This is a genomic window from Rhodococcus sp. BE178, assembly GCF_050433545.1.
Taxonomy (GTDB): Bacteria; Actinomycetota; Actinomycetes; order Mycobacteriales; family Mycobacteriaceae; genus Prescottella.
Genome location: NZ_JBNPXA010000011.1, coordinates 1 through 22,470 on the forward strand (window position 1 = coordinate 1; position 22,470 = coordinate 22,470).

A 22,470-nucleotide genomic window follows, 5' to 3' on the forward strand; every position below is an offset into this window, starting at 1 on the left:
GGGCCCCACCCCCGCCCACTCCGCCCTGTGTGCTGCGGGCCGCGCCGCCCCCGCCGCGCCCTGCCGACCCTTCCCGTCCCGCTTCCGGGTGGGGGGGCCCCCCCCCGCCCCCCCCCCCACCCCTCACTCGTGTTTCGGGCGACCTGGGTCGCCGGAACTCAGTTCTGCCAGTCCTCGCGCGCCGAGTCCTCGCTCGCGGCGTTGCGGCGCGCCTCCTCGGCAGCGAGCTGCACCGCGGTCCGGCTCCACACCACCTTGATCCAGTGGAAGGTCAGGACGATGACCGTGATCCAGCCCAGCACGAGACCGAATCCCGGACCCGAACTCGAGGCCTCAGTCGCCGGGAGGGTCTGCCGCGACCAGATCGCGAGCATGCCGAACACCGCCGACACCGCGGTACCGGCCAACGCGATCCACGCCAGCACCCACCGCCGGGTCACGAGCGCGAGAATCGAGAAGACTCCGCCGAACACGAGTGCCATCCACACGAAGATGCGCGACGGCAGCTTGATGTTCTCGTCGATCGCGTCCTGATTGCCGACGAGTACGTCCCAGCCGTTCACGGATCCGGTGTGCGGCAGCGTGAACGACAGCAGGAGCACCAGCACGCACACGGCCACGACGACTGCGCGCATGCCGGGGTCGATCTCCCCCGCGACCTTCTTCTCGGCGGCCTCGAAGTCCTTCTGGTACTCGTCCATCGGATCCGGAACGCCCGGGACACCCGGGCCGTCTCGGTCCGGCCGGTTCTCGCTACCGGAAGCGTCGCCGCTGTCCGAGGTGCTCATGCGTTGCATCCCATCTGTGCTGGCAGCGGTGCGGGGGCGCCGACCTGCGGCAGCCCCAGCCCGACACCGATCGGCGGGGTCTTCGGCGTGACCCCTCGTTCGAACGAGTCGCCGGCGCGGGTGCGCCGGTGGGTGAGGACGAGATTGTCCGCGACCAGGTGGTGCGGGGCAGCACCGGTCACGACGACGGTGATCACGTCGCCGGGGCGCAGGTCGCCGTCGAGGTTGCCCTCGGGACGGAAGTGCACCAGGCGACCGTCTCGTGCGCGTCCGCTCATGCGCGCGGTCTCGGCGTTCTTGCGGCCGTCGCCCGCGGTCACCAGCAGTTCCACCTCGGTGCCGACGAGCTTGCGATTCTCGTCGAGGGTGATCTCCTCCTGCAGCGCGATCAGCCGGTCGTAGCGTTCCTGCACAACGGCTTTCGGCAGCTGGCCGTCCATCTCGGCGGCCGGGGTGCCCGGACGCTTGGAGTACTGGAACGTGAAGGCGCTCGTGAACCGCGCCTGCCGCACCACGTCGAGGGTCGCCTGGAAATCCTCCTCGGTCTCCCCCGGGAAGCCGACGATGATGTCGGTCGTGATCGCGGCATGCGGCATCGCGGCACGAACCTTCTCGATGATTCCGAGGAACTTCGCGCTGCGGTACGACCGGCGCATCGCCTTGAGGACCCGATCCGAGCCGGACTGCAGCGGCATGTGCAGCTGCGGACACACGTTGGGGGTGGTCGCCATCGCCTCGATGACGTCGTCGGTGAACTCGGCCGGATGCGGGGACGTGAACCGCACCCGCTCGAGCCCCTCGATCTGCCCGCACGCGCTCAGCAGCTTCGCGAAGGCGCCGCGGTCCCGCGGGATCTCGGGGTCGGCGAACGAGACGCCGTACGAGTTTACGTTCTGCCCGAGCAGTGTCACCTCGAGGACACCCTCGTTCACGAGCGCCTGGACCTCGGCGAGGATGTCGCCGGGGCGCCGGTCGACCTCCTTGCCACGCAGCGCGGGCACGATGCAGAACGTGCAGGTGTTGTTGCAGCCGACGGAGATCGACACCCATCCGGCGTAGGCGGACTCGCGCTTGGCCGGCAGCGTCGACGGGAACGCCTCGAGCGATTCGAGGATCTCGACCTCGGCCTTCTGATTGTGACGGGCCCGCTCGAGCAGCGCCGGCAGTGAACCGATGTTGTGAGTGCCGAACACGACGTCGACCCACGGGGCCTTCTTCACCACGGTGTCGCGGTCCTTCTGCGCGAGACAGCCGCCGACGGCGATCTGCATCCCGGGGCGCTCCTCCTTGACCGGAGCGAGATGGCTCAGATTCCCGTACAGCTTGTTGTCGGCGTTCTCACGCACCGCACAGGTATTGAAGACCACGAGGTCGGCCTGATCCCCCGGCACAGCCCTGGTGTAACCGGCGTCCTCGAGTAGACCCGAGAGCCGCTCGGAGTCGTGCACGTTCATCTGACAGCCGTACGTGCGGACCTCGTAGCTGCGCCCGGCGTTCTGGTCGATCGTCTCCACGCGTCCAGGGTACGGCCCCGCACAAAACCGCCTGTCGGGGCCACATTGGTCCACCGACGGCGACCGCCGCGACTGTATCGTTCAAGATCGATCGGCTCTAGACCAGCGGGTACGCAAACAGTCCATATAGGGTTACGCGTTATGACGCAGCCTGAGACAACCGGAACGGCTCCCGGGACCCCGTCGATGATCTTGATGAAGGGTGTCGACAAGCACTACGGCGACCTGCACGTTCTACGGAACATCGAACTCGAGATTCCGGCCGGCCAGGTCGTCGTGATGCTCGGCCCCTCGGGGTCCGGCAAGTCGACGCTGTGCCGCACGATCAATCGACTCGAGCCGATCGACAACGGCTCCATCACGATCGACGGCGTCGCAGTCCCCGCCGAGGGCCGTGCCCTCGCGCGGCTGCGCTCGGACGTCGGGATGGTGTTCCAGAGCTTCAACCTGTTCGCCCACAAGACGGTGCTCGAGAACGTGATGCTGGCGCCGGTCAAGGTCCGCAAGATCGACAAGGCCGAGGCGAAGGAGCGCGCCCTGGCGCTCCTCGAGAGGGTCGGCATCGAGTCGCAGGCCGACAAGTACCCCGCGCAGCTGTCCGGCGGACAGCAGCAGCGCGTGGCGATCGCCCGGTCACTCGCGATGGATCCCAAGGTGATGCTCTTCGACGAGCCCACCTCCGCGCTGGACCCCGAGATGGTCAACGAGGTCCTCGACGTCATGGTCAACCTCGCCAAGGAAGGCATGACCATGATCGTCGTCACCCACGAGATGGGATTCGCGCGCAAGGCCGCCGACCGGATCATCTTCATGGCCGACGGTTCGATCATCGAGGACTCCGACCCCGACACGTTCTTCACCGCACCCGAGTCCGATCGCGCCAAGGACTTCCTCGGCAAGATCCTCGGCCACTGACACCGGGGCGGAGGAAAACACCATGAGACGAATCAGATCCCCCCGCATCCTGTCCGTCGTCGCAGCCCTCACCGCGGTCGTGCTGACGGCCTCGGCGTGCGGCAGCAGCGAGCCACGGGACGTGCTCGCCGACGCCGCCGACGGGCACCTCACCATCGGCACCAAGTACGACCAGCCCGGACTGGCGCTGCGCGAGCCGGACAAGACGATGACCGGCTTCGACGTCGAGGTCGCCAAGTACATCGCGAACTACCTGGGTGTTCCCGAGAGCGGCATCACGTGGCGCGAGGCCCCGTCGGCGCAGCGCGAGAACTTGATCAAGAACGGCGAGGTCGACTTCGTCGTCGGCACGTACTCGATCACCGACAACCGCAAGAAGGTCGTCGACTTCGCCGGCCCGTACTACATCGCGGGGCAGTCGCTTCTGGTCCGCGCCGATGACGACACGATCACCGGACCCGAGTCCCTCCAAGGTGGGAAGAAGCTGTGTTCGGTGTCGGGCTCCACCCCGGCGCAGAAGATCAAGAAATCGTACCCCGGCGTGCAGCTGCAGCAGTTCGACAGCTACTCGTCGTGCGTCGAGGCTCTGCACCGCGGCAAGGTCGACGCCCTGACCACGGACGACATCATCCTGGCCGGATACTCCGCCCAGTACCCCGGTGAGTTCAAGCTTGCCGGTGAACCGTTCACCACCGAGCCCTACGGAGTCGGTCTACCGAAGGGCGATACGGAAGCACGGATGAAGATCAACGATGCGATCGAGGACATGATCGCGACCGGGGCCTGGCAGCGGGCACTCGAGGACACCATGGGCGAGTCCGGCTATGCGCTTCCCGCGCCGCCGGCCGTCGACCGGTACTGATGCGGAGGAGGTGAAATGGGACTACTTGATACTTACGGTGATCAGCTGGTCAGCGCGTTCTGGACAACGGTGCAGCTCACCTTCTGGTCGGCGCTCGGCGCCCTGATCTGGGGCACGCTCCTCGCCGCGATGCGGGTCTCCCCCGTGCCGATCCTCCGGATCTTCGCGACCTGGTACGTCAACATCTTCCGCAACACACCGCTGACGCTCATCATCGTGTTCTGCTCGGTGGGCCTCTACCAGAACCTGGGCGTGTACTTCGCCCCCGAGGACTCCCCGAAGTTCATCGATCAGAACAACTTCCGGCTCGCGGTGCTCGGGTTCGTCGTCTACACCGCCGCTTTCGTGTGCGAGTCGCTGCGGTCGGGCATCAACACCGTTCCGCTCGGCCAGGCCGAGGCGGCCCGCTCGCTGGGCCTGACGTTCACCCAGAGTGTCCGGATGATCGTGCTGCCGCAGGCGTTCCGCGCGGTCATCGCGCCCCTGGGCAGCGTGCTGATCGCGTTGACGAAGAACACCACGATCGCTTCGGCCATCGGTGTGGCCGAGGCGTCACTGCTCATGAAGACGATGATCGAGAACGAGGCCGACAAGCTGTTCCTCGTCTTCGCGATCTTCGCGATCGGATTCATGATCCTGACGCTGCCGGTCGGCTTTCTGTTCGGTTACCTCGGCAAGCGTCTGGCGGTGAAGCGATGACCCAGCAGTCGAGCGTTCTCTTCGACATCCCCGGCCCCCGGGCCCGGGTACGGAACCGGCTGATCGCGATCGTCTTCGGCATCGTCCTCGTCGCGGTCGCGCTGTACGTGCTCAACGTGCTGGCCGACAACGGCCAGCTCGAGGCCGACAAGTGGTCGCCGTTCCTGGACCACTTCACGTGGACCACCTACCTACTGCCGGGCCTGAAGGGCACGCTGCTCGCGGCGTCCCTGTCGATCGTGTTCGCGCTGATCCTCGGCGCGGTCCTCGGCATCGGTCGACTCTCCGATCACCGGTGGGTCCGCTGGATCTGCGGCGCGTTCGTGGAGTTCTTCCGGGCGATTCCGGTGCTGATCCTGATGATCTTCGCCTACCAGGCGTTCGCCCAGTACGGCGTGTTCCCGTCGAACCAGCTGGCGCTGGCCGCGGTCGTCGTGGGCCTGACCCTGTACAACGGCTCGGTCATCGCCGAGATCCTGCGGGCCGGCATCCTGTCGCTGCCGAAGGGTCAGACCGAGGCCGCGTCAGCGCTCGGTATGCGCAAGGGCCAGATGATGCGGCTGATCCTGCTGCCGCAGGCGATCACCACGATGCTGCCGGCCCTGGTGTCGCAGATGGTGGTTGCGCTGAAGGACTCGGCGCTCGGCTACCAGATCGGCTACATCGAGCTGATCCGCAGCGGCCAGCAGGCGGCGTCGTACTACCGCAACTTCTTCGCAGCACTGGTCGTGGTCGGCGTGATCATGGTGATCATCAACTTCGCGCTCACGTCCTTCGCGACGTGGCTCGAGAAGCGGCTCCGCAGCGGCGGCAAGAAGGGCACCCGCCCGGTCGTCGTGCCGATCGACACCAACGAACTCGACGGCGCCCCCGGCATCGACGATTTCAGCGACACCGTGAAGTCGCAGCCGCGACTCTGACGGTACGAGCACCGTGAAGGGCTCGCGGAGGAATCAATCCTCCGCGAGCCCTTCACGTTTCCGAGCCGAGGTCGTCCAGTTCCGCCTTGACGACGGCGAACGACATGGATGCCGGGTAGCCGCGGCGCGCGAGCATGCCGACGAGTCGGCGCATCAATTTTTCTCTGTCGTCGCGGTCTGCGATGTCCTCAGCGGTGATACGTACGAGCTTCTTGCGGACCAGTTCGGCGGCCTTCTCGTGTTCGTCGTCGGAACTGATCTGCGACAGCGCCTCGGTGGACGTCTGCTGGTCGATGCCCTTGCGGCGCAGTTCCGTTGCGAGTGCCCGCCGGCCGCGACCGGAGTAGGTGTGCCGAGAGTGGACCCACTGCTCCGCGAACGCGGCATCGTCGACGAGGCCGACCTCGGCGAGGCGGTCGAGGACTCGCTCCACGACGGCCTGCGGGTAGCCCTTCTGCGCCAGCTTCTGCTCGAGTTCCGCGCGGCTGCGCGCACGATCGGTGAGCAGCCGCAGACACACGTCCTTGGCCCGCGCCGCGAGCGTCTCCGGGGAGCCCTGGAGTTCGAACGGTTCCCCGTCCGGGCCGACCTGGCGACCCCGTGAACGCCCCCTGCCCGAGCGGCTCGTGCGCCGTTCGGGGCCGTGATCCGTTTCGCCGTCGGTCATCGTTGGGTGGTTCTCCCCCGCCCGATCGGCATCGCCGGCCGGGCGGGGTACGACACTCACCGGCCTAGAAGTCGGCCGACTCGGCACTGTCGTCGGTCACGACCGCACCGATACCGAGCTTCTCCTTGATCTTCTTCTCGATCTCGTCGCGGATGTCGGTGTTCTCGAGCAGGAACTTGCGGGCATTCTCCTTGCCCTGGCCCAGCTGATCGCCCTCGTACGTGTACCAGGATCCGGACTTGCGGATGAACCCGTGCTCGACGCCCATGTCGATCAGCGAGCCCTCCTTGCTGATGCCCTGGCCGTAGAGGATGTCGAACTCGGCCTGCTTGAACGGCGGCGACACCTTGTTCTTGACGACCTTGACGCGGGTGCGGTTACCGACCGCGTCGGTGCCGTCCTTGAGCGTCTCGATGCGGCGGACGTCGAGGCGGACCGAGGAGTAGAACTTGAGCGCCTTACCACCGGTCGTGGTCTCGGGCGAGCCGAACATCACACCGATCTTCTCGCGCAGCTGGTTGATGAAGATCGCCGTGGTGCCCGAGTTGTTGAGGGCACCGGTCATCTTGCGCAGCGCCTGGCTCATCAGTCGCGCCTGCAGACCGACGTGGCTGTCGCCCATCTCGCCCTCGATCTCGGCGCGCGGCACCAGCGCGGCCACCGAGTCGACGACGATGATGTCGAGGGCGCCGGAACGGATCAGCATGTCCGCGATCTCGAGCGCCTGCTCACCGGTGTCGGGCTGCGAGACCAGGAGGGCGTCGGTGTCGACACCGAGCTTGCGGGCGTACTCCGGATCGAGCGCGTGCTCGGCGTCGATGAACGCCGCGATGCCGCCGGCGGCCTGCGCGTTCGCCACCGCGTGCAGCGCGACCGTCGTCTTACCCGAGGACTCCGGACCGTAGATCTCGACGACGCGTCCGCGGGGCAGACCGCCGATACCCAGCGCCACGTCCAGCGCGATCGATCCGGTGGGGATCACGGCGATGGGCTGATGAGCCTCCTCACCCAGACGCATCACCGAGCCCTTGCCGAAGCTCTTGTCGATCTGTGCCAGAGCCAGCTCGAGCGCCTTGTCGCGGTCGTGTGCCTGTGGTGCCATCGTGGTCCCCTTTTCGAAGTCTCGTCCAGCGATCTGGGATCAGGTTAGAGCCCGGTACCGACAACTTCGCCGGCTCGAACGGTCCGAACCGCCGCACTCAGCCGCAACGTGTGGACGACAACGGATGATCCCAGCATAAGCGAACATCTGTTCGAGTCAATCACCGGCGGGGGTGCCGCACCGCCGGCGCCGCGCTATCTACGCTGCGGCGGAACGTCGAACTCGTCGCACAGCGCGCGCCACACCGCGCGGGGATCCTCGCCGTCCTCGATGGCGTCGACGGCGGTCTTCCCGCCCAGGCTGAGGATGACGTGGTCGACCAGCAGGGAGTCGCCGCGTACCTGTCCGAACTCTTCCCGGACGAGATCATGGAATTCGGTCAGTCGCACATGTGCCACCGTAGCGGAATCGGCCGGACCGCCACGCCGCTCATGCCGCCGCCCGGCACACCGCGACCGGGTCGGCGACGTCCGCGATCCCGTCGGCCGCCCGCCGCGCGGCGGCAGCGTAGGCCGGGTCGTCGAGGACCTTCCGCACCGCGTCCCGCAGCGTCGCGACCTCCAGCGGGCGGATCATCACCCCCAGACCGCCACGGGCGACCCGGTTCGCGACCTCCCACTGGTCCCCGCCACCGGGGACCGTCACCGCCGGCACACCTGCCAGGAGTCCCTTCGCGAGCACACCGTGGCCGGCGCCGCAGATCAGCGCCGACGCATTCCGCAGCATCTCGTCCTGCCGCCCGTACCCGGCACGCACCCAGTCCGGCAGATCGATCTCGGGCTTGTCGAACAGGGTCACGAGCATCCGCACACCCAGCCCGTCGAGCGCCCGGATCGCCGTGTCGAGCATGCCGCCGGCCCCCGTCGACGCGGTGGACGGCGCCAAGACCACCAGCGGCCCGTCCCCCGGCGGCGGGTCGAGCACGTTGTCGGCAGGCTCCCACACGAGCGGCCCGACGACATGCGCGTTCGACGGCCAGTCCGGGCGCGGCACCTCGAGCGCTGGCAGGGTCGCGATCAGCCGCGCCGCCGGGCCCGGGTCCCGGGCGGACAGGCCGACGCTCACCCGCGCCTCGCTGCGCTGGACCCGCCCCTTCCGGATCGACGGCGCGGTCGCGGCCCGCAGCAGCGCGTCCCGGAGGCGGCCGCCGACACCGGTGCCGGGCGCCATACCCGACCCGATGGGCGGCAGGCCCTTCGACGGCAGGTACAGCGGGTGCGGCGACAACTCCACCCACGGCACCCCGAGCCGTTCGGCAGCCATGCCGCCGCCGACGGTGATGATGTCGGACACCACGAGATCGGGCGCGACGTCACGCATGTCGGGCAGCAGCGCCGTCGAGACGTGCGCCGCCCGACCGTGGATCTTCGATCCGGAGTCGGAGTCGTCGTCGAACTCGCGCGGCGCGAGACCACCGAGCTTGCGCGCCTCGATCCCGATGCCACGTGCGACGTCGAGCCACCGTCCCGCGGAGAAGAACACCGGATCGTCGCCCGCGGCAACGAATTTCCGACACAGCGCCAGGGCCGGGACGGCATGACCGGCCTCTGGTCCGGCGACAACAGCTACTCGCATCCGCTCAGGGTGCCACACCGGCGGCCCGCTGCAGCGCGGTCAGCGATTCCGCGCTGCGCGGGTTTCGGTCGCGCGCCTGCGGTCAGCCGCGAACGAGCGGCCCGAGGGTGCGTCCGACCAGTTCGACGATGCCCGGCTGGTGTCCGTTGGCCACCAGATTGACGATCACGCCGTCGACGCCCACGTCGAGTACCCGGGTCTTGATCTGCTCGGCCACCTCGTCCGGGCTGCCGACGAACTGCCGATCCGTCGCGACGGCCCGCTCGGCCACCGACAGTGCCGACAGGTCCACGCCACGCGACAGCAGGAACTCGCGCTGCATCTCGCGGGCCCTGTCCCCGTCCTCGTCGAGCATCACGAACGCGAGAAAGCTCGTCTCGAGCGTCTTCGGGTCACGGTCGACCTCCTCGCAGCGCTGTGCGAGGGCCTCGAGTTTGCGCGGCAGCTCGGTCGCGTTCGCGATGATGTTGAGGTGGTCGGCGTAGCGGGCCGCGAGTCCGAACGTCTTCTTCTCGCCGCCGCCACCGAGCATGATCGGCAGGTCGTCGCGGATGCGGGGCTCGTTGATCGCGTTCTCGACGTGGTACCACTTGCCCTCGAACGTCGGCCGGTCGCCGTGGAGCATCGGCGAGATGATCGCGAGCGCCTCCGTGAGCCGCTCGAACCGGTCGGTGAACGTGCCGAACTCGAATCCCAACTGCTGGTGTTCGAGCTCGAACCAGCCGGCGCCGATGCCGAGGACCGCCCGGCCGCCGCTGACGACGTCGAGCGTGGACACCGTCTTGGCGAGCATCGCCGGGTTCCGGTAGGTGTTGCCGGTGACCAGTGCGGACAATTGGATCGAGTCGGTGGCCGTCGCGATTCCGGCCAGTGCCGTGTAGGCCTCTAGCATCGGCTCGTCGGGCTCGCCGATCCCCGGCAGTTGGTAGAAGTGGTCCATCACGAACACGGCGTCGAATCCGGCCGCCTCCGCCTCCCGAGCCTGGGCGATGACAGTCGGAAACAGGTCGCGGACGGGAGTCGAGTAGCTGAAGTTCGGAATCTGGTACCCGAGTCGAATACTCATGACATTCGACGCTACGCCCGCAACGGTATTCGCGCGCCCCTTCCTACTCGCGGTTCACTCGGCCGTGACGCTGTCGCGATCACCGGCCCCTGACACTGCCGCGATCAGTCGCGGGTCAACGCGTCCTCCGCGGCTGGCATCGCCCGCTCCCGATCGGCCGCGACCAATCCGATCCGGGTGCGGCGGTCGAGCAGATCGTCGACGTCGAGCGCGCCCTCGTGGCTCACCGCGAACGCCAGTTCGGCATGCGTGACGTCGATACCCTCGGCGATCGGCGTGAGCGCCCCCGCCTCGGCCACCAGGCCCGCTTCGCTGCCGTACCGCGCGACCAGCGACGGCGGCAGGTTGCGAGGCGCGGTGCGCGTGGCCCCGACTGCGGGCAGGTCCGTCGTCACGCACGATCGCGCCGTCAGACCGCCTGCAGCGACGGCCGCATCGACCGCATCCTGCGCCATCTTCCGGTACGTCGTGAGCTTGCCGCCGACCACACTGACGACACCGTTCGACGAACGCAGCACCGCATGGTTGCGGGACAGATCCGCGGTCTTCCCCTCGCCGCTGTCGAGGAGCGGGCGCAGACCCGCGTACGTGCCGACGACGTCGGCGCGCGTGATCGGAGTGGCCAGCGCGGTGTTGACGGTGTCGAGCAGAAAATCGATCTCGCCGTCGGATGCGGCGGGGACGTCGGGCAGCGGACCGTCGACGGCCTCGTCGGTCAGGCCCAGGTACACGCGCCCCAGCTGCGCCGGCAGCGCGAACACGAAACGGTTGGTCTCGCCCGGGATGGGCACGGTGAGCGCCGCGGTGGGGTTCCCCAACAACTCCGCGGGCAGCACCAGGTGCGTGCCGCGACTGGGCTTGAGCCGGATGTCCGGGTCCACCTGCCCGGCCCAGACACCCGCGGCATTGACAACGGCTCGGGCACGGATCGTCATCTCCTCGCCGGTGATCTCGTCCCGCAGGCGGGCCGACTCGCCGGTCACGTCGTACGCGCCGACGCGGGTCAGGATCGTCGCACTGTGGGCGGCCGCGGTCCGGGCGAGGGCCACGACGAGACGGGCGTCGTCGACCAGCTGTCCGTCGAACGCCAGGAGACCGCCACGCAGGCCGTCGCGGCGGACGGCGGGCGCGAGCTGCGCGGCCCGCGCCGCCCCGACCCGACGGGACCGCGGCAGCACCGACGCGGGCGTCCGAGCGGTGATCCGCAACGCGTCACCGGCGAGGAATCCGGTCCGGACCAGGGACTTCTCGAAGAAGCTGACCGACGGCAGCAGCGGCACCAACTGCGGCAGCGCCCGCACGAGGTGCGGCGCCGTCCGCGTCATGAGGATTCCGCGCTCGACGGCACTCTCCCGCGCGATCCCGACATTGCCGGACGCCAGGTACCGCAGTCCGCCGTGTGCCAGCTTCGAACTCCACCGGCTGGTCCCGAAGGCGAGGTCGTGCTTGTCGACCAGCACCGTGCGCAGGCCGCGCGACGCGGCGTCCAGTGCCGTTCCGACGCCGGTGATGCCGCCACCGATCACCAGGACGTCGACGACACCGCCGTCCCCGAGATCGGACAGTTCCCGACTGCGACGCTGGGCGTTGAGCGCGGACTGCGCATTGTCCTGCACTGTTCCTCCTGGAAGTGGGTCGGTGGTGGTCGGTGGTCAGAGCACCGAGCGTGGCGCTAGATAGGAGTCGACGGCGACACGCAGTTCCTCGACGAGCGCGGCCGCCGGCAGCAGCTCGGCCACCATCCGCGCCGACTGGACCGCCGACTGGACGGTGAGCAGCACCATCGTCGCCATGTGCACCGGGTCTGCGGTGCGGATCGAGCCGTCGTGCTGTCCGGCGGCGATGGCGGCCGCGACCACCTCGACGATGGCCCGCTGACTCGTTCCGAGTCGATCGACGACATACGTCATGAGCATGTCCGGGTCGGATCGCAGGATCTTCTCGAACAGGGGGTGATCGCGCATCTCCGTCGCGACGTCGACGACGGCCTGCACGAGCTGGAGCCGCGCGGGAGCGTCACCGATCATGTCCGGGATCGCCGTACGGATCTCGCGGGTCAGCAGGTCGGCGACGACCGCCCGGGTGTCCGGCCAACGCCGGTACACGGTGGGCCGACTCACGCCGGCGCGGCGGGCGACCTCGGCGAGCGTCGTGCGACGCAGCCCGAAGTCGAGCACGCACGAGCGTGCCGCGTCGAGGATCTGGTCGTCGACACTCGGAGACTCCCCGGCAGATCCAGAAACTTCGTTACAGATAGACATCGTGTGTAACACTGTAACGCATGTCCGATGCCTTCGTGCCCGAAGTCCCCGCCACCACGGCCCCCACCATGGAGTGGGACGCCTGGGGTGTCGCCGAGTCCCGCCGACACCTGTCGCCGCAGATCACGACCCTGCTCCAGCAGGCACTCGGGGTCTCCGTCGAACAGGCAGCGCCGCCCACCGAGTCCGACGTGACGCTGCGCGAGAGCACCCTCGGCCACGCCCTCATCGCCGCCCTCCGCGAACTCCTCGGCGCCGACCACGTCCGCACCGACGACGCGTCCCGCCTGCGGCACGCCGGCGGCAAGAGCACCCCGGACCTGCTGCGCCGCAAGGCCACCGACCCACAGGACGCTCCTGACGCGGTCCTACTGCCCGGCTCGCACGACGAGGTGCTGGCACTGCTGCGGTTCTGCGCGGCCGAGGGTGTCGCGGTGGTCCCGTTCGGCGGCGGCACCAGCGTCGTCGGCGGTGTCGACCCCGCCCGCGGCCGGTTCCACTCAGTAGTCGCCCTCGACCTGCAGCGACTGAACGCGCTCACCGATCTGGATCCGGTGTCCGGCGTCGCGACGCTGCAGGCCGGCCTGACCGGCCCGCAGGCGGAGCAGGTCCTCGGCGAGCACGGGTTCTCCCTCGGCCACTTCCCGCAGAGCTTCCAGTTCGCCACGATCGGCGGGTTCGCCGCGACCCGGTCGTCGGGACAGGCGTCCGCCGGGTACGGCCGCTTCGACGACATGGTCGAGTGGCTGCGCGTCGCCACCCCGTCCGGCACCCTCGACCTCGGACGCGGTCCCGCCTCGGCGGCCGGCCCCGACCTGCGCGAGTTGTTCGTCGGCTCCGAGGGCACTCTCGGCATCATCACCGAGGTGGGCCTGCGCGTGCACCCGGTCCCCGAACGCACCGGGTACCAGGCCTGGTCGTTCCCCGACTTCGAGACCGGCGCCGCCGCGCTGCGCGCCGTCGTCCAGTCCGGGTCCGCGCCCACCGTGATGCGTCTGTCCGACGAGGCCGAGACCGGCATCAACCTGGCGCTGGCCGGCGACATCGGCGGCGACAGCCCCACCGCGGGCTGCCTCGCCATCACCACCTTCGAGGGCACCGACGCCCACGTCGAGGCCCGCTACGCCGAGGCGACCGCACTGCTCGCCGCGACCGGTGGCACCGCGCTGGGTGAGGGGCCCGCACAGTCGTGGGAGCACGGCCGCTTCGACGCCCCCTACCTGCGTGACGCGCTGCTGAACGCCGGCGCGATCGCCGAGACCCTCGAAACCGCCACGCGCTGGTCCAACCTCGCGAACCTGCGCACCGCAGTCACCACTGCTCTCACCGAATCGCTTGCGGCACAGGGCACGCCGGCCCTCGTGATGTGCCACATCTCACACACCTACCCCACCGGTGCGTCGCTGTACTTCACCGTGGTGTGCGCACAGGCCGACGATCCACTGTCGCAGTGGGCCACCGCCAAGCGCGCCGCGGGCGATGCGATCATGGCCGCGGGCGGCACCATCACCCACCACCACGCGGTGGGCCGCGACCATCGGCCGTGGATGGAGACCGAGGTCGGTCCGCTGGGTGCGCGCGTCCTGCGGGCGGTCAAGGACGCAATCGACCCCGCCGGAATCCTCAACCCTGGCAAGCTCATCCCATGACGAAATCGGTCACGGTCCTGACGAATCCGGCCGCGGGCAGCGGCCACGCCCCGTGGGCGTCCGCCGCCGCCGTGGCCCGTCTGCGGGAACGCGGCGTCACGGTCACCGAGATCGAGGGCCGGTCCGCGGACGAGGCATTGGAACTGGCACGCAAGGCCGTCGCCGACGGCACCGACGCACTGGTCGCCGCCGGCGGCGACGGCCTGGTCAGCATCGCGTGGCAGGCGCTGGCGCAGACCGGGACTCCGCTGGGCATCGTCCCCGGCGGCACCGGCAACGACCACGCGCGCCTGTTCCACATCCCGGTCGACGACCCGGCGGCGGCCGCCGACATCATCGCCGCGGGCGACGTCGCGACCGTCGACCTGGCGCGGACCGGCGACCGCTGGTTCGGCACCGTGCTGTCGAGCGGATTCGACGCCCTCGTCACCGACCGCGCCAACCGGATGCGGTGGCCCAAGGGCCCGATGCGCTACAACCTCGCGATGGTGGTCGAACTGGCGCGGCTGAAGCCGATCCCCTACCGGATCGTGCTCGACGACCGCACCATCGAACTCGACGCGACGATGGTGTCGGTCGGCAACGGCACCTCCTACGGCGGCGGCATGCTCATCACACCGAATGCGAAACTCGACGACGGCCTCCTCGACGTCACCGTGGTCGCATCGGGTGGCCGGTTCAAGCTGGTGCGCCTGTTCCCCACCGTCTACAAGGGCACGCACGTCGACCTCGACGAGGTGCAGACGTTCCGGACCCGAAAGCTGCGGCTGGAGACCGGCATCCCCGTCACGTCGTACGCCGACGGCGAGTTCGTCGGGCAGTTGCCGATCGACGTCGAGGCCGTCCCGGGTGCGGGACGCGTCATCGTCGGCGCCCCGCTCTCCTAGGCGGTCAGCCGCCGAAGACGTACAACTCGAAGCCGACGGCCCGTTCGGCGTCGAATCCAGGCTTGGGCCCGGTGGACATCTCGATCTGCCGGGCCGCCTGGTCCAACACCGGTTCGTCGCTGAGCGCCTCGAGGTACGCGTGGTGCTCGCACAGCGATTCGACGGCGCGCTCGACCGTCGCGGCGACGTCCACCGCGTGCGTGGTCCCGACCATCGTGTTCACGGCGGCCCACCGCACGCCCGCCCATGGCGGTTCGGTGAGTTCGGGGAAGATCCACTCGTTCGCGGCGTCGGCGACGGCGTCGAGGACACCGAGCCCGACGGTCCGGTGGTCGGCGCTGTTCAGGAACCCCGGCCCCCACGTCTCGCGGTGGTTCATCGTGACGACCATCTCGGGGCAGTGCGTCCGGATCACCCGGGCCAGGTCCCTGCGCAGATCCAGCCCGTATTCGATCCGGCCATCGGGATAGCCGAGGAATTCCACCTGCGACACACCCACGATCGCGGCCGAACGTCGCTCCTCGTCCTCGCGCAGCGGCCCGGACTGCTGGGGGTGCAGGCCCGCGATCCCCGCCTCACCACTCGTGACCAGGACGTACCGAATGTCCTTGCCCTGGTCCGTCCATCGGGCGACAGCCGCCGCGGCCCCGTATTCGATGTCGTCGGGATGGGCGACGATCACCAACCCGCGCTGCCAGTCCTCGGGAATGGGTTCCATGTCCTCAGGATGCCTCCGCGGCGACGACCGCGCGCGCGGAAACGCGCAGATCGAGCCACCACACCGCGAGAACGGCGAGCGACAGGCCCGCGCCCGCCCAGCACACCCCGGCCCACCCGTGCGTCGCCCACACCAGCGACCCCAGCGCGGATCCGGCAGCGCCGCCTACGAAGTACCCGGTCATGTAGACCGCCGTCACGCGCGAGCGCGCCTGCGGCGCAAGCGCGTAGATGACACCCTGATTGCTCACGTGCACACACTTGAGCGCGACATCCGAGATCAGGACCGCGAGTACGAACGCGAGCAGGCTGGTGCCGCCGAGTCCGAACAGCACCCACGACGCGAGCAGCACCACCGCCCCCACGCCGGCGGTCGCCTGCGCGAGCCCCCGATCAGCGAGACGTCCGGCCACGTTCGCCATCACCGCACCCGCGACACCAGCCAGCCCCACGAGTCCGATCGCGACGTCGTCGAGGCCGAACGGTTCGGCCGCGAGCACGAACGCCATCGCCGCGAAGACCGTGCTCGCGGCCGCGAAGCTGAGCGCGCTCATGGCCGTCGCCGTGCGCAGGCGGGGCTGATCGCGCAGGAGCGCACCCATGGACGCGAGGATCGCGCCGTAGCCCAGACCGTGCCGATCCCGCGAACTCGGCAGCGCCCGCCACAGCACTGCGGCGATCAGCAGCATCGCGACCGCACTCACGCGGTACACGGTCTGCCATCCCCCCAGGGGCGTGAGCAGTCCGGCGACACTGCGGGCCAGCAGGATCCCGACCATGAGGCCGCTCATCACGGTGCCGACCGCGGTCGCGGAGCGCCCCGGTTCGGCGAGTTGGGCGGCAAACGGCACGAGCACCTGCGCCGCCACCGAGAACAGGCCCGCCATCGCGGTGCCCACCATGAGCCACCCGATCGACGGCGCGAACCCGCAGACGGCCTGGCCGACGGCGGCGAGCAGCATCAGCCCGACGCTCAGCACCCGTCGGTCCCACAGGTCCCCCAGCGGCACCAGGAACATCAGCCCGAGCCCGTAGAACACCTGCGACACGGTGACGGTCACCGCGGCAGTCGACTGATCCACGTCCAGGGCCGACGCGATCGAGTCCAGCAGCGGCTGGTTGAAGTAGTTGCCGCCCACGCACAGACCGGTGGCGACGGCCATGACGAGGAGCAGTCCCGGCGACAGCACCGGACGGGTCGGGGTTCGGGATTCGGTGACACTCACGCGAGCAATTCTTTACCCCGAGCAATCATCTGTCTAACATCTGAATCAGATCGGATTGATCGTCAAACCAGATCGAGGTAGTGCGATGGAACTGCGCCAGCTGCGATACGCGATCGCGGTCGCCGAGGAGAGGCACTTCACCCGTGCCGCCGGGCGCCTCCACGTCGCCCAGTCCGCCCTCAGCCACCAGGTGCAACAGCTCGAGCACGAACTCGGGACCCCGCTCTTCATCCGCACGAGCCGCCGCGTGGAACTGACCGAAGCCGGTGAATCCTTCGTGCTCCACGCCCGGGAGGTGCTCGCGGCGGCCGAACGGCTCCGGGGCGAAGTGTCCGCCACCGGACGCACCGTCAGCGGCACCCTTCGGATCGGCACCATCACGACCCTCACCCAGGTCGACCTCGCCGCACTCGTCCGAACGTTCCTGGATGCGAACCCCGGGGTGGACGTGCACGTCGTGTCGTCGATGAGTGAATCGATCGTCGAGCAGGTCGACGCCGGCGACCTCGACCTCGGATTCATCGGGCTGTGGCACACCCGGCCCCGCGCCGGGCTGACCGCCCGCGTGCTCGGCACCGAACAGCTCGTCGCCGTCGTCGGACCGGAACATCCGTGGACGTCCCGCACCGCGGTCACCCTGCTCGACCTCGCCGGGGTGCCGACCATCGACTTCCCGGAGGGAACGGGGGCGCGTCGTCAGAGCGACGACGCGTTCACCATGGCGGGCCTGCCGCGCACCGTCGTGGCGCAGGCCGGTTCGGCGACGTTGGTGGCCGCACTCACCGCGGCCGGCGTCGGAGTGGGCTTCCTACCGGAGTCCGACGCGATCACCCGCCCCGGACTGCATCTGCTGCGGATCGCCGACGCCCCGATCCGCACGGTGCACATGATCTCGAAACCGACGCTGGTGACGCCGACCGGCCGCGCATTCGCCGACCTCGTCGATCGTCACCTGGCCGGACGCTAGAACCGGGTCTTGTCGGTGCTGCGATCGCTGCCGGAGGTTCCCGACACCGCCTTGAACAGCATGTAGAGCCCGAACACGATCGCGCTCACCGCCAAGATCCAGAACAGCCCCTTCACCAGCGCACCGACCAACATGAACGCGATCCACACCAGCGCCACGATGCCGACAATCTTCCAGAACACGATGTGCCTCCTGCTTGGTTCTCTACCTACGATCCTACGAGCGCGGCACCTCGATGGTTGCACGTGCCGAATCGGAAATCAGCAGCTCAGCGGCAAGTTCAGGGAAAGATGGGTGATCACCCTGAGGCCGCCGACCGGACTGGGATACGTCGTGACCGGCGGGTTGACATAAGCTCGGCGGGTTGGACCCGATCCGTCCCGTTCGCGAACACCACGAGGAGCAGTCGATAGCCGTGTCGCCGTCATCCCCCACGGGCACTCCCCGCAACACCGCCCGCGATCTGGCGCAGATCGCCGTCTTCGCAGCCCTCATCGTGGCGCTGGGTCTGCCCGGCACGATCAACGTCGGCGGCTCGGCGGTACCGATCACACTGCAAACCCTCGGCGTCATGCTCGCCGGCGCCCTCCTCGGCCCCCGCAAGGGCACGTTGTCGGTGCTCACGGTGATCGTCCTCGGTCTGGCGCTGCCGGTCCTCGCCGGTGGGCGGACCACGCTCGTCTCCCTGGCCAGCCCCACGGCGGGCTTCCTGATCGGCTGGCTGCCCGCGGCGGCCGTCATCGGATGGCTCAGCTACAAGATGCTGCCCAAGTACAACGTCTTCGGCGGCATCGCCGTCAACGTGATCGGCGGCATCGTGGTGCTGTACGCATTCGGCATCCCCGGCATGCTCCTGAAGACGGATCTCACGGTCTCCGGCGCGTTCGCCGCGAACCTCACCTACCTGCCGGGCGACGTGATCAAGGCGGTCGTCGCCGCGGTCGTCGCCGCGCAGGTCCACCGGGCGTACCCCGCGCTCGCCGCGCGCCCCTTCCCCGCAGCACCGGTGCGGGCCGACGCCGCATAGATCGACTGCTGCACGATGAGCGAGATCCGATTCGACGGCGTTCACCACTCTTACGGTGAGCGCACCGTGCTCGACGGAATCGATCTGGCGCTCACCGAGTCACGGATCGGGATCATCGGCGCCAACGGCAGCGGCAAGTCCACGCTGGCGCGGATGATCAACGGTCTGGTGTCGCCGGCATCCGGGACGGTGTCCGTCGACGGGCTCGATACCGCCCGCAAGGGGCGTCAGGTCCGCCGCAAGGTGGGGTTCGTCTTCACCGACCCCGACCATCAGATCATCATGCCGACGGTGTCGGAGGACATCGCCTTCTCGCTGCGCCGCAGTTCGCTGAGCAAGTCCGAGCGGGCCGACCGGGTGGCACAGGTCCTCGCCGACTTCGGGCTGTCCGGGCACGCGGACCATCCGACGCACCTGTTGTCGGGCGGGCAGAAACAGCTGCTCGCGCTCGCGGCGGTGATGGTGACCGACCCCGACGTACTGGTCGCCGATGAACCCACGACGCTGCTGGACCTGCGCAACGCGCGACTGATGCGGTCGACGCTGGCGGGTCTCCGCCAGCAGTTGATCGTCGTGACCCACCATCTGGACCTGCTCGACGACTTCGACCGGGTGATCGTCATCGACCGCGGCGGCGTTGCAGCCGACGGCACACCCGGAGAGGCCATCGCGCACTACCGCGAGCTGATCGGATGACGACGCTCGGCCTCTACTCCCCCGGCACCTCGCTGCTGCACCGCCTCTCGCCCGGTCCGAAACTCATCGCGATGGTGGTCCTGATCGTCGCCGTGACGGTCCTGGTGCGCCAGCCGTGGCACCTGCTCCCCGCGGTCGCCGTCGTCGCGGCCCTGTACGCGGCGGCGCGTGTTCCGCTGCGGGTCGCGCTCGCGCAGCTGCGTCCGCTGCTGTGGGCGCTGCTGTTCATCGGCGCATTCCAGGTGATCTTCACCGGCTGGGAGCGCGCGGTCGTCGTGTGCGGAACGATCGTGCTGGCCGTGGCGCTGGCGGCACTGGTCACGCTGACCACGCGGGTGTCCGACATGCTGGAGACGGTCAGCCGCGCCCTGCGGCCGCTGCGCCGGGTCGGGGTGAATCCCGACCGTGCCGGGCTGGTGCTCGCGATGACGCTGCGGTGCATCCCGCTGCTCACCGGCATCGTGCAGCAGGTCTCGGACGCCCGGAAGGCCCGCGGGCTCGGCTTCTCGCTGCGCGCCCTGGCGGTGCCGGCCGTCGTGTCGGCGCTGATGACCGCCGAGGCCATGGGCGATGCCCTCGCCGCGCGCGGAGTGGACGACTGATGTGATTGTCGTGGACAACTGATGTGACAGTCGGCTGGTCAGCGACGGAAACGGCGGTCGATCTCGTCGACCTCGCCGAGGGCCTCGGCCCAGCCCTCGAGCCGATCCGACGCCGACAGCAGCTCTTCCCGTTGCCGATCGAGCAAGGTGTACGACGGCGACTGCGCGGGCGCGGTCATCTTCGCGGCAGCGGTGACGAGCCCCTCGTACTGCGCGACACCGATGTCGAGTTGCTCTCCGGCGGCCCGGACAGACTGCTGGAGGTGTGCGGCGGCCGCGGCCGTGCCGCGCCCGGCGCTCTCCATCGCGACGACATCCGCGGCGACGGCCCGCAGCGCTGACGACGCCGACCGCGCGGTCTCTCCCGTGTGATCGATTTCCTCGGCGTCGACGATCGCAGATCGGCTCAGCACGCCGAGCAGTTGGTGCAGGCCGCTCTCAGCGCTCGCGAGTCGTTCCATCGGGGCACGGGCGGCCGATCCGACGGGTGGCAGCGGTTGCCGCGTGACGGTGGCGGGTGGCAGCGGCACCGACGTGAGGTGCCGATACGTGCTGACAGCGACCACTGCGGGAATGGCGAACAGCGCTGCGGCGCCGCCGGTCGCGACGATCGTCCAGTCGGGGGCCGACGCGGCGGCGAGCGATGCCGAACCCACGATGCCCGCACCCGAGGCGATTCCGAACCTGGTTGCCCGCTTGCGGGCACGTCGACGCTTGCGCAGCATGCGTTCCCTGGGGTCCGACCAACGCCGCATCGTGTCGGCGACGGTTCCGCCGACCTCGCGCAGCACGCTCCCCGCACTGGTGACGGCGGAGGCGGCACTGGCCGCGAGACCCGCGCTCTCTTCGAATGCAGAGGTGGCCGGCCGGGACTTGCGCCCGGACCGGCCACCTCGTGTGTTGCTCATCGAACCGATGTCGTTGTCGTCGCGCAGGCTTCTACTGCGCGGGGGTCTCGCCGTTGGCGGATGCCGTGGGCGGCTCGGGGGCGATGGCAGGCTTGGCCGGCGCGGCGGCGGTGCCGCCGGACGGCAGGGCGTCGCCCTTCATCGATGCGCGGATCTGCTCGAGGCGGCTGTGACCGGCCATCTGCACGCTGGCCTGCTGCACCTCCATCATGCGACCCTGCACCGAGTTCTGGGCCAGCTCGGCCGAGCCGAGGGCGTCCGCGTAGCGGCGCTCGATCTTGTCCCGGACAGCGTCGAGGCTGGGGGTGTTGCCGGGGGCGGACAGCGTGCTGTCCATCGAACGCAGCGACTCGCTGACCCGCTCCTGCATCTTCGCCTGTTCGAGCTGGCTGAGCAGCTTGGTCCGCTCGGCGACCTTCGCCTGCAGCGTCATCGCGTTCTGCTCGACGGCCTTCTTGGCCTGGGTGGCCGCCTGCAGCGACTGGTCGTGCAGGGCCTTGAGGTCCTCGACGCCCTGTTCCGCTGTGACCAACTGGGCGGCGAAGGCCTCGGCAGCGTTGGTGTACTGCGTGGCCTTCTCCATGTCGCCGGCGGCGGCGGCCTGATCGGCGAGGGTGACGGCCTGACGCGCGTTGGCGTTGAGCTTCTCCACCTCGTCGAGCTGGCGGCTGAGCTTCATCTCGAGCTGGCGCTGGTTGCCGATCACCGATGCAGCCTGCTGGGACAGTGCCTGGTGCTGACGCTGGGCGTCCTCGATCGCCTGCTGAATCTGAACCTTGGGGTCGGCCTTCTCATCAATTTTGGAATTGAAGAGCGCCATCAGGTACTTCCATCCCTTGACGAAAGGATTAGCCATGGGTGTGATCCTGCCTCCATCTGCTGCGCCGCGCGATGCGCGACCCGATGCGCGACCGTCACGCATCGAACTCGGGCTCTGCCCCTACCTGCTCGTCCGATCGGAGGCCACCGACCGGAGTCGCTCGGTGATTCCTCGATCTTCTGTTTGTGAATCTAGCCGTTTCCGTGGTTCGACGGCACCGCTTACGCCGCCGCCAGCGCACGCGCGCTGGGCGCCGGGATCACGACGCGCGTGTCCTGTGCGATGCGACCGCTGACCTTCCGCGGGTCGGTCGCCACGGCACCGCGGTCCACGTTCTCACGCGGCGCGACGGCAAGCGTCTCGCTCACGTCGACCAATACCTCGGAGAGTGGAACCTCGAGGGCGTCGCAGATGGCCGCGAGCAACTCGCTCGACGCCTCCTTCCGGCCCCGCTCGATCTCGGACAGGTAGCCGAGACTGACCCGAGCGCTGTTCGACACCTCGCGCAGGGTCCGGCTCTGCGAAACGCGTGTGCGCCGAAGACTGTCACCGATTGCCTCACGCAATAGCAGCGCCATCTCGCTCCTCCTTCATCCGACACC

General features: G+C 69.0%; 25 protein-coding genes. 10 read left to right on the plus strand and 15 right to left on the minus strand.

Annotated features, from left to right (window positions below; translation table 11 throughout):
- Positions 1 to 158: 158 nt before the first annotated feature.
- Together J2X34_RS18645 and miaB are read right to left on the minus strand one after the other, a co-directional pair.
- A complete protein-coding gene (locus J2X34_RS18645) occupies positions 159 to 797 on the minus strand; it encodes an Rv2732c family membrane protein (RefSeq protein WP_114719847.1) in 639 nt (212 codons plus the stop codon).
- The gene (gene miaB, locus J2X34_RS18650) at positions 785 to 2,302 is read right to left on the minus strand and encodes a tRNA (N6-isopentenyl adenosine(37)-C2)-methylthiotransferase MiaB (RefSeq protein WP_429519032.1); all 1,518 of its coding nucleotides are present in this window, start codon (positions 2,300 to 2,302) and stop codon (positions 785 to 787) included. The genes J2X34_RS18645 and miaB overlap by 13 nt, the downstream gene beginning before the upstream one ends.
- Before the next feature lie 186 nt (positions 2,303 to 2,488).
- Between miaB and J2X34_RS18655 the strand changes: the two genes are divergently transcribed.
- Genes J2X34_RS18655 through J2X34_RS18670 form a run of 4 tightly spaced genes read left to right on the plus strand, consistent with a single transcriptional unit; the run spans position 2,489 to position 5,698 of the window.
- Entirely contained in the window at positions 2,489 to 3,217 is a 729-nt protein-coding gene (locus J2X34_RS18655) for an amino acid ABC transporter ATP-binding protein (RefSeq protein ID WP_174909744.1), read from the plus strand.
- A gap of 22 nt (positions 3,218 to 3,239) precedes the next feature.
- Positions 3,240 to 4,079 (plus strand): glutamate ABC transporter substrate-binding protein, encoded by an 840-nt coding sequence (locus tag J2X34_RS18660; protein WP_114719841.1) that lies wholly within the window; start codon positions 3,240 to 3,242, stop codon positions 4,077 to 4,079.
- A 15-nt stretch (positions 4,080 to 4,094) separates the two neighbouring features.
- Complete coding sequence (locus J2X34_RS18665; RefSeq protein ID WP_114719839.1) at positions 4,095 to 4,778, plus strand: amino acid ABC transporter permease; 684 nt, start codon at positions 4,095 to 4,097, stop codon at positions 4,776 to 4,778.
- Complete coding sequence (locus J2X34_RS18670) at positions 4,775 to 5,698, plus strand: amino acid ABC transporter permease (protein ID WP_174909742.1); 924 nt, start codon at positions 4,775 to 4,777, stop codon at positions 5,696 to 5,698. The genes J2X34_RS18665 and J2X34_RS18670 overlap by 4 nt, the downstream gene beginning before the upstream one ends.
- Positions 5,699 to 5,750: 52 nt before the next feature.
- Here the strand turns inward: J2X34_RS18670 and recX are convergent, their stop codons facing one another.
- From recX to J2X34_RS18705, 7 genes are all read right to left on the minus strand, one after another.
- On the minus strand, positions 5,751 to 6,365 hold the full coding sequence (gene recX / locus J2X34_RS18675) for a recombination regulator RecX (RefSeq protein ID WP_114719835.1): 615 nt from the start codon (positions 6,363 to 6,365) through the stop codon (positions 5,751 to 5,753).
- A 64-nt stretch (positions 6,366 to 6,429) separates the two neighbouring features.
- Positions 6,430 to 7,467 carry a recombinase RecA gene (gene recA, locus J2X34_RS18680; protein ID WP_114719833.1) on the minus strand — a complete coding sequence of 346 codons (1,038 nt, stop codon included), beginning with the start codon at positions 7,465 to 7,467 and terminating at the stop codon, positions 6,430 to 6,432.
- Positions 7,468 to 7,661: 194 nt separating this feature from the next.
- A complete protein-coding gene (locus tag J2X34_RS18685) occupies positions 7,662 to 7,856 on the minus strand; it encodes a DUF3046 domain-containing protein (RefSeq protein WP_114719831.1) in 195 nt (64 codons plus the stop codon).
- Between the two features lie 40 nt (positions 7,857 to 7,896).
- Positions 7,897 to 9,042, minus strand: coding sequence for a glycosyltransferase (locus tag J2X34_RS18690; protein WP_429519036.1), 1,146 nt, complete (start codon positions 9,040 to 9,042; stop codon positions 7,897 to 7,899).
- Positions 9,043 to 9,124: 82 nt separating this feature from the next.
- Positions 9,125 to 10,108, minus strand: a complete 984-nt coding sequence (locus J2X34_RS18695) for an LLM class F420-dependent oxidoreductase (RefSeq protein ID WP_114719827.1) — start codon at positions 10,106 to 10,108, stop codon at positions 9,125 to 9,127.
- 104 nt (positions 10,109 to 10,212) lie between these two features.
- Entirely contained in the window at positions 10,213 to 11,724 is a 1,512-nt protein-coding gene (locus tag J2X34_RS18700) for a glycerol-3-phosphate dehydrogenase/oxidase (protein WP_429519038.1), read from the minus strand.
- 36 nt (positions 11,725 to 11,760) lie between these two features.
- Positions 11,761 to 12,369, minus strand: a complete 609-nt coding sequence (locus J2X34_RS18705; protein ID WP_114719824.1) for a TetR/AcrR family transcriptional regulator — start codon at positions 12,367 to 12,369, stop codon at positions 11,761 to 11,763.
- 20 nt (positions 12,370 to 12,389) lie between these two features.
- On the opposite strand from J2X34_RS18705, the gene J2X34_RS18710 reads away from it, so the two are divergent.
- Both J2X34_RS18710 and J2X34_RS18715 read left to right on the plus strand, forming a co-directional pair.
- Positions 12,390 to 14,018 (plus strand): FAD-binding oxidoreductase, encoded by a 1,629-nt coding sequence (locus tag J2X34_RS18710; protein WP_114719822.1) that lies wholly within the window; start codon positions 12,390 to 12,392, stop codon positions 14,016 to 14,018.
- On the plus strand, positions 14,015 to 14,905 hold the full coding sequence (locus J2X34_RS18715; protein ID WP_174909731.1) for a diacylglycerol kinase: 891 nt from the start codon (positions 14,015 to 14,017) through the stop codon (positions 14,903 to 14,905). The genes J2X34_RS18710 and J2X34_RS18715 overlap by 4 nt, the downstream gene beginning before the upstream one ends.
- 4 nt (positions 14,906 to 14,909) lie before the next feature.
- Here J2X34_RS18715 and J2X34_RS18720 read toward each other — a convergent pair whose 3' ends face one another.
- Positions 14,910 to 15,623 (minus strand): PIG-L deacetylase family protein, encoded by a 714-nt coding sequence (locus J2X34_RS18720; protein WP_429519045.1) that lies wholly within the window; start codon positions 15,621 to 15,623, stop codon positions 14,910 to 14,912.
- Between the two features lie 4 nt (positions 15,624 to 15,627).
- A complete protein-coding gene (locus tag J2X34_RS18725; protein WP_174909727.1) occupies positions 15,628 to 16,848 on the minus strand; it encodes an MFS transporter in 1,221 nt (406 codons plus the stop codon).
- Positions 16,849 to 16,933: 85 nt separating this feature from the next.
- Here J2X34_RS18725 and J2X34_RS18730 point away from each other — a divergent pair, with 85 nt between their 5' ends.
- Entirely contained in the window at positions 16,934 to 17,815 is an 882-nt protein-coding gene (locus J2X34_RS18730) for a LysR family transcriptional regulator (RefSeq protein WP_114719814.1), read from the plus strand.
- On the opposite strand, the gene J2X34_RS18735 is transcribed toward J2X34_RS18730, so the two are convergent.
- The gene (locus tag J2X34_RS18735; RefSeq protein WP_429519055.1) at positions 17,812 to 17,997 is read right to left on the minus strand and encodes a hypothetical protein; all 186 of its coding nucleotides are present in this window, start codon (positions 17,995 to 17,997) and stop codon (positions 17,812 to 17,814) included. The two genes, J2X34_RS18730 and J2X34_RS18735, sit on opposite strands and share 4 nt — an antisense overlap.
- A 233-nt stretch (positions 17,998 to 18,230) precedes the next feature.
- Between J2X34_RS18735 and J2X34_RS18740 the strand changes: the two genes are divergently transcribed.
- Genes J2X34_RS18740 through J2X34_RS18750 form a run of 3 tightly spaced genes read left to right on the plus strand, consistent with a single transcriptional unit; the run spans position 18,231 to position 20,140 of the window.
- A complete protein-coding gene (locus J2X34_RS18740; RefSeq protein WP_114720030.1) occupies positions 18,231 to 18,842 on the plus strand; it encodes a biotin transporter BioY in 612 nt (203 codons plus the stop codon).
- Between the two features lie 15 nt (positions 18,843 to 18,857).
- Positions 18,858 to 19,538, plus strand: a complete 681-nt coding sequence (locus tag J2X34_RS18745; protein ID WP_174909723.1) for an energy-coupling factor ABC transporter ATP-binding protein — start codon at positions 18,858 to 18,860, stop codon at positions 19,536 to 19,538.
- Entirely contained in the window at positions 19,535 to 20,140 is a 606-nt protein-coding gene (locus tag J2X34_RS18750; protein ID WP_114719808.1) for an energy-coupling factor transporter transmembrane component T family protein, read from the plus strand. The genes J2X34_RS18745 and J2X34_RS18750 overlap by 4 nt, the downstream gene beginning before the upstream one ends.
- A gap of 38 nt (positions 20,141 to 20,178) precedes the next feature.
- Here J2X34_RS18750 and pspM read toward each other — a convergent pair whose 3' ends face one another.
- The 3 genes from pspM to J2X34_RS18765 form a co-directional block, all read right to left on the minus strand.
- A complete protein-coding gene (gene pspM, locus J2X34_RS18755) occupies positions 20,179 to 20,895 on the minus strand; it encodes a phage shock envelope stress response protein PspM (protein WP_429519257.1) in 717 nt (238 codons plus the stop codon).
- Positions 20,896 to 21,079: 184 nt separating this feature from the next.
- Complete coding sequence (gene pspA, locus J2X34_RS18760; protein ID WP_114719806.1) at positions 21,080 to 21,904, minus strand: phage shock protein PspA; 825 nt, start codon at positions 21,902 to 21,904, stop codon at positions 21,080 to 21,082.
- Between the two features lie 185 nt (positions 21,905 to 22,089).
- Positions 22,090 to 22,446, minus strand: a complete 357-nt coding sequence (locus tag J2X34_RS18765; protein WP_114719804.1) for a helix-turn-helix domain-containing protein — start codon at positions 22,444 to 22,446, stop codon at positions 22,090 to 22,092.
- Positions 22,447 to 22,470: the final 24 nt, after the last annotated feature.

What these genes read in the sequence shown, in the direction of transcription:
- J2X34_RS18645 (WP_114719847.1), bottom strand. Translation starts at nt 797, where the DNA reads ATGCAACGCATGAGCACCTCGGACAGCGGCGACGCTTCCGGTAGCGAG.
- J2X34_RS18655 (WP_174909744.1), top strand. Translation starts at nt 2,489, where the DNA reads ATGATCTTGATGAAGGGTGTCGACAAGCACTACGGCGACCTGCACGTT.
- J2X34_RS18660 (WP_114719841.1), top strand. Translation starts at nt 3,240, where the DNA reads ATGAGACGAATCAGATCCCCCCGCATCCTGTCCGTCGTCGCAGCCCTC.
- J2X34_RS18665 (WP_114719839.1), top strand. Translation starts at nt 4,095, where the DNA reads ATGGGACTACTTGATACTTACGGTGATCAGCTGGTCAGCGCGTTCTGG.
- J2X34_RS18670 (WP_174909742.1), top strand. Translation starts at nt 4,775, where the DNA reads ATGACCCAGCAGTCGAGCGTTCTCTTCGACATCCCCGGCCCCCGGGCC.
- recX (WP_114719835.1), bottom strand. Translation starts at nt 6,365, where the DNA reads ATGACCGACGGCGAAACGGATCACGGCCCCGAACGGCGCACGAGCCGC.
- recA (WP_114719833.1), bottom strand. Translation starts at nt 7,467, where the DNA reads ATGGCACCACAGGCACACGACCGCGACAAGGCGCTCGAGCTGGCTCTG.
- J2X34_RS18690 (WP_429519036.1), bottom strand. Translation starts at nt 9,042, where the DNA reads ATGCGAGTAGCTGTTGTCGCCGGACCAGAGGCCGGTCATGCCGTCCCG.
- J2X34_RS18695 (WP_114719827.1), bottom strand. Translation starts at nt 10,108, where the DNA reads ATGAGTATTCGACTCGGGTACCAGATTCCGAACTTCAGCTACTCGACT.
- J2X34_RS18705 (WP_114719824.1), bottom strand. Translation starts at nt 12,369, where the DNA reads ATGTCTATCTGTAACGAAGTTTCTGGATCTGCCGGGGAGTCTCCGAGT.
- J2X34_RS18710 (WP_114719822.1), top strand. Translation starts at nt 12,390, where the DNA reads ATGTCCGATGCCTTCGTGCCCGAAGTCCCCGCCACCACGGCCCCCACC.
- J2X34_RS18715 (WP_174909731.1), top strand. Translation starts at nt 14,015, where the DNA reads ATGACGAAATCGGTCACGGTCCTGACGAATCCGGCCGCGGGCAGCGGC.
- J2X34_RS18720 (WP_429519045.1), bottom strand. Translation starts at nt 15,623, where the DNA reads ATGGAACCCATTCCCGAGGACTGGCAGCGCGGGTTGGTGATCGTCGCC.
- J2X34_RS18730 (WP_114719814.1), top strand. Translation starts at nt 16,934, where the DNA reads ATGGAACTGCGCCAGCTGCGATACGCGATCGCGGTCGCCGAGGAGAGG.
- J2X34_RS18745 (WP_174909723.1), top strand. Translation starts at nt 18,858, where the DNA reads ATGAGCGAGATCCGATTCGACGGCGTTCACCACTCTTACGGTGAGCGC.
- J2X34_RS18750 (WP_114719808.1), top strand. Translation starts at nt 19,535, where the DNA reads ATGACGACGCTCGGCCTCTACTCCCCCGGCACCTCGCTGCTGCACCGC.
- pspM (WP_429519257.1), bottom strand. Translation starts at nt 20,895, where the DNA reads ATGCGGCGTTGGTCGGACCCCAGGGAACGCATGCTGCGCAAGCGTCGA.
- pspA (WP_114719806.1), bottom strand. Translation starts at nt 21,904, where the DNA reads ATGGCTAATCCTTTCGTCAAGGGATGGAAGTACCTGATGGCGCTCTTC.
- J2X34_RS18765 (WP_114719804.1), bottom strand. Translation starts at nt 22,446, where the DNA reads ATGGCGCTGCTATTGCGTGAGGCAATCGGTGACAGTCTTCGGCGCACA.